Consider the following 3,535-nt stretch of genomic DNA (forward strand, 5'->3'; position numbering starts at 1 on the left):
ACCCTGGCGCCGGCCTTCTACACCTCGTCGTCCCGGGGCCGGCGCAGCCGGAACCCGGGACCTCGTGACGCAATCGCCCATCGAACCCTGGCGCCAGCCCCTTCCGACTGGCACCGCCCGCCCGAATCTGGCACCCTTCACTCAGGGACTGACCGGAGCGCGGGGGCGCGCAGGGTGCTCGGCATGGCAGACCGCAAACCGATCCAGACCGCATCACCGCCCGCGAGCCCGCCCTCCAACGGCGTCCGGCGGCATTTCGCTGTCCACTGACAACTGACGACTGAGAACCGACGACTGCCCCTATGAAAACCCTCGACCAATTCGACCTCTCCGGAAAACGCGTCCTCATCCGCGCCGACCTGAACGTGCCCATCGCCGACGGCCGCGTGACCAGCGAAGCACGCATCCAGGCCTCGCTGCCGACCATGCGCCAGGCGCTGGACGCCGGTGCGGCGGTGATGGTCATGAGCCACCTGGGCCGCCCCACCGAGGGCGAGCCGAGTGATGAGTTTTCGCTGAAGCCCGTCGCCGAAAAGCTCACCGAGCTGCTCGGCCAGCCGGTGGACCTGGTCACCGACTGGATCGACGGCGTCGACGTCGAACCCGGCCAGCTGGTGCTGCTCGAGAACGTCCGCTTCCTCAAGGGCGAAAAGGCCAACGACGACGAGCTGGCGAAGAAGATGGCCGCGCTGTGCGACATCTTCTGCATGGACGCCTTCGCCACCGCCCACCGCGCCCAGGCCTCGACCGAGGGCGTCATCCGTCACAGCAAGTCCGCCTGCGCCGGCCCGCTGCTGGCCGCCGAGGTCAACGCACTGGACAAGGCCCTGGCCGACCCGGCGCGGCCGATGGTGGCCATCGTCGGCGGCGCCAAGGTCTCCGGCAAGCTGCAGGTGCTCGAAGCGCTGATCGAAAAGGTCGACCAGCTGATCGTCGGCGGCGGCATCGCCAACACCTTCCTGGCCGCAGCCGGCCACCGCATCGGAAAGTCCCTGCACGAGCCCGACCTGGTCGACACCGCCAAGGCCCTGATGAAGAAGGCCGAAGAAAAGGGCGCGGCCATCCCGCTGCCCACCGACCTGATGACCGCCGAGCGCTTCCACCAGGAAGCCCACGCCAGCTTGCGCGACGTATCCAAGATCCACGCCGACGAGATGATCCTGGACATCGGCCCCGAGACCGCCGGCCACCTGGCCGAGATCATCAAGGGCGCCGGCACCGTCATCTGGAACGGCCCGGTCGGCGTATTCGAGTTCGATGCCTTCTCCGGCGGCACCAAGGCCATCGCCCACGCCGTCGCCAGCTGCTCCGGCTTCACCCTGGCCGGCGGCGGCGACACCATCGCTGCGATCGAGAAATTCGGGGTCGCGGGGAAGGTGGATTACATCTCGACGGCGGGTGGGGCGTTTCTGGAGTATGTGGAGGGGAAGGAGTTGCCGGCGTTGGTAGCGCTCCGGTCCTGAATCGCCTTCCTTGATCAGGCATTTTCCTACATGATCGAGCGATTTTCCTACCAAAAATAACAGTGAATTCTGATTTTATTGCATTGTCTCTCTCGCGAAACTGTGCTCGCAAAACATGGTTTCAACACATTCGGGAGAATGAACATGCGAACTTCTATTCAGTCCTTTATGAACATTGAGTTTTTCTTGGCTGCGCTCGTATTGGCGGCAGGGTCGCAAAATGTTATGGCGCAGCAGGTTGATCTGTCTAGCCAGCTTGATGAGCATTCTGTAGTAGCAAACGCTGCTGCTGAAACGGTAGTCTACGAATTGGTTGATGACTGGGGTGGTGTTCAGGACGTCGAGGTCGACCTCGGCTCAGAAATGTGGATGGTTACAACCTCGGATGGGGAAATTCTTGCTGGCTCAATTCCTCAAGCAGCATTGGACGAGTACTATGCTCAAGGCGTTCCACTTCCTTGCTTCTCCAGTCCTTGGGCTGCAGCTGGCTGCAGCGTTGGTGGTTTCGTTGCTGCCCTTGTTTGTGAGGTTCGCGCCAGCGCCAACATTCGGCGGCTCAGGAATGCATGTAATTCACAAGGAATGACGTTTAGCCTTAATGGCGTATCGGGTTGCGGTAATGTTTCTGGCCATTGCTTCCACCCTAACCATCATTTGCAAACCCCATAACAGGTCGTAACAATCGGGCCATAAGCCGCAGTCTTGAATTTCAAGGCTGCGGTTTTTGGCTATCGGAGGTTTGATGTCCAAATTTCTTAAAAGCGCTGCTCCATTCGGACAGTCATTTCTTGTTGCGATGTCTGTGGGCATTATTTTTGGGATCTTTGCGATATTGTTATCAGAAACAAGAGATCTCTACAGAATCTCCTATGACATAGAAGGTGTTTCTTCGGGGAAAGTTGAAGGACTAATTGCCCAATTAAGTGACCTACTTCGGTCTTCTGGATGCATTAAGCAAGAGACTGTAGAGCAGCAAGAGAATTTTATTGTCTTCACTTGTCTAATGGATAGCGATAGCTCGCTTGACCAAGAGCTTGGAAGGTTCGATGGTGTAGCTATTACAGGAATTGAGATCGACGCTGGCTATGAGCAGCTTCCGCTATCGAAATGGTGGGTTTTACTGTTTGCGATGTTTCCGCTTTCTATCGCTGCTTGGTTCTTGAGGGATGTTGATTTTCGGCAGGATTTAAGGAACGGATTAAATTTCTTTAAAACATATTTTTGGGCTGTCGTCGCACTGCCAGCATTTACGCTGAGCATGGTCTCGATATTTAGTTTGATCTTTCCAGGGGGCGCTGGATTTTCCGAGTCTCTGCCAAAGATCATGATGTTACCTTCGGCGATTTTCTACTTGATTCTTATTGCTCCGGTGTTCGAAGAAGCCGTATTTCGGCAATGGGCTTATAAGCGAACCATTAACCGTTTGCCCACTTGGCTTGTCTGTCTCGCCTCAAGCTGGTTTTTTATGCTTGTTCACATATTCAACCCACAAGCATCGGCAGCGCACGCTTATTTACCCACTGTTTTTACGTTGGGTCTGGTGCTTTTCTTGATCAGGCACTACTCTAGCTCTATAGTTCTGACGATTTTTGCTCATATTTGGAACAATACGGTTCCCCTGCTCGTTGGTTTGCTGCTGTCAGTGTTTCTGTGGGATTGATTTACTCGAATTTGTCTTGAATGCTCTGGGGTCCGTTCTTGTTTTGTAGGTTGGTCCTGATGACGCACAAGAGACTGCCTGGCTCTATCTCCTAGAGGGTCTTAGGGGGGGGCGTCTTGTTTCTTGAATCAGCTAAACAACCTGAACATGCAGGAACAAAGTGGACACCCACCCTTCAAGAACCGGCGCGCGAACCGCGACGCGAGCCTTCTCGTTCCCTGCGTGCTTATTCTGTCCCAGAAACGACAACGCCACCCGATCGGATGGCGCTGAACGGTCTAGCGTCGGTGGTCCATCAGTTGCGTTGGAATTCGACTGCCAACGGAATGCCCAACGAGTATCCGGTCACCGCAGGATTGTTGGCCAGGAACGGTGCTGCCGGGTCGTTGCCGGTGTTGTTGTCGCAAACGCC

General features: G+C 56.4%; 3 protein-coding genes. All 3 read left to right on the forward strand.

Annotation, left to right across the window (positions count from 1 at the left end; translation table 11 throughout):
* Positions 1-302 precede the first annotated feature (302 nt).
* The 3 genes from HFP89_RS14900 to HFP89_RS14910 all read left to right on the forward strand — a co-directional run bounded on the left by HFP89_RS14900 (position 303) and on the right by HFP89_RS14910 (position 3,123).
* Positions 303-1,463 carry a phosphoglycerate kinase gene (locus HFP89_RS14900; RefSeq protein ID WP_168718466.1) on the forward strand — a complete coding sequence of 387 codons (1,161 nt, stop codon included), beginning with the start codon at positions 303-305 and terminating at the stop codon, positions 1,461-1,463.
* Between the two features lie 144 nt (positions 1,464-1,607).
* Positions 1,608-2,132, forward strand: a complete 525-nt coding sequence (locus tag HFP89_RS14905) for a hypothetical protein (RefSeq protein ID WP_168718467.1) — start codon at positions 1,608-1,610, stop codon at positions 2,130-2,132.
* Positions 2,133-2,205: 73 nt separating this feature from the next.
* On the forward strand, positions 2,206-3,123 hold the full coding sequence (locus tag HFP89_RS14910) for a CPBP family intramembrane glutamic endopeptidase (RefSeq protein WP_168718468.1): 918 nt from the start codon (positions 2,206-2,208) through the stop codon (positions 3,121-3,123).
* Positions 3,124-3,535: the final 412 nt, after the last annotated feature.

This window comes from Wenzhouxiangella sp. XN79A (assembly GCF_012272825.1).
Classification (GTDB): domain Bacteria; phylum Pseudomonadota; class Gammaproteobacteria; order Xanthomonadales; family Wenzhouxiangellaceae.